The following is an 877-nucleotide window of genomic DNA, read 5'->3' as shown; positions in this document are numbered from 1 at the left end:
ATCAAGGCGGGGCTCACCCACCAGACCGAAGTCCGCATTGACGGCTTGCCCGGCACCTATCAGGTGCTCGACAAGATGAACAAGCGCTGGACCGATCACATCGACATCCTGATGAAAGACCGGCAGGCAGCACGGGAATGGGGCCGGCAGCCAGTCACCATCCGCTGGGAGGTGCCGGCTGAATAATCATCGGTATTCGCCACCCCCGACGGCAGTCGCTACACTGCCAGCAGGACACTGACGCCGGGATAACAATGAAAGCGATCGCACTCTACTGGTTCGGCATTTTCAAAAACACGGTGCGCCTGTGGCTGGAGGGCAACGCGGTCAGCTATGCCGGGTCGCTGGCTTTCTTCACCCTGTTCTCTCTCGCCCCGGTGATTATCCTGGCGGTCAAAGTCATCTCCCTGGTGATGACCAGTGAGGCCGCCATGACCGAAATCCTCGGCCAGCTGGAAGCCACCATCGGCCCGGAAGCGGCCAACGAGGTGCGTAACGCCATCGCCAATACCCAGGCACCACGCCAGGGCCTGCTCGCCGGCATGCTCAGCCTGCTGGTCATGATCATTGGCGCCACCACCGTGTTTGCCCAGATGCAACGCTCCATGAATGCCATCTGGGAGGTGATGCCGCGGCCTTCACGCAACACCATCGCCGCGCTGATCAAAAGCCGGCTGCTGTCGCTGACGGTGGTAATTTCACTGGGCTTTGTGCTGCTGGTCTCGCTGCTGCTGAACGTGGTGGTCCAGGCAATCATCGTCTATGCGGAAAGCTGGCTGCCGATTCACGGCGCAGTGGTAGTAGTGATTGAGATGAGCGTATCCCTGCTGGTGATTGCTCTGCTGTTCGGCACCATGTTCCGGGTGCTACCCGATGT

1 protein-coding gene and 1 pseudogene are annotated in these 877 nt (G+C 60.2%); both read left to right on the top strand.

Going from position 1 to position 877, the window contains the following annotated elements; translation table 11 throughout:
• Window positions 1-186: pseudogene (locus A3754_RS27280) on the top strand (hypothetical protein); the annotation flags it as partial.
• 68 nt (window positions 187-254) lie between these two features.
• A partial coding sequence (locus A3754_RS05205; RefSeq protein ID WP_063519006.1) for a YihY/virulence factor BrkB family protein occupies window positions 255-877 on the top strand: 623 nt, incomplete at its 3' end.

It is taken from the genome of Alcanivorax sp. HI0083 (assembly GCF_001635175.1).
This window is presented reverse-complemented; position numbering and strand designations above follow the sequence as displayed.